The sequence below is a fragment of the Dysgonomonas sp. 216 genome (assembly GCF_010501065.1).
GTDB lineage: Bacteria > Bacteroidota > Bacteroidia > Bacteroidales > Dysgonomonadaceae > QVMM01.
This window is the reverse complement of record NZ_QVMM01000047.1, coordinates 1-505: the sequence shown is the minus strand read 5'-3', so window position 1 is coordinate 505 and position 505 is coordinate 1. Positions and strand designations below refer to the sequence as shown.

Genomic DNA, 505 nt, shown 5'->3' with positions numbered 1-505 from the left:
GTAACGATTCAATGTTATATTCGGCAAAAGGGCTGTTTGCGGTATCACTCGCCGTAAACCCTAAGCCAATATTACCCGTAGATTGTATATTGCCAAAGCCACGAAGCACACTATTACCAACAAACAAGTAACCACCGTTTATAGATGTTGCTTTTATCCTGATTACGGCATTACCCATTGTTATCGAAGCTGTTTGCCCGATATTATTGCCTAAAGCATCGGTTATGTACAAATCGCCCTCTACATATACCTCTGTTGCACCTGTTACAGCAGGATATATATATAATGTACCCGAAAGATTACCTTTTCCGTAAATACGAAGCCCACCGAATTGCCCTACTCGGGGTAAATCGTAATTAACATCGTTCCTGTCTATTACTATTGCTTTCATTTTTATATGATTTTGATTATTGATATTTATTATCTAAAAAAGCTATACGCTTATTGTACCAGTCCATTACTTGAGGCAGGGAAGTATAACAACCTAATTTGTCGCCAACCGTCA

General features: G+C 38.4%; 1 protein-coding gene. It reads right to left on the bottom strand.

The genetic code is table 11. The features are described from left to right. Nucleotides 1-391 (bottom strand): hypothetical protein (locus tag D0T53_RS13435; protein WP_163268749.1); only part of this gene is annotated, 391 nt, incomplete at its 3' end. Nucleotides 392-505 lie beyond the last annotated feature (114 nt).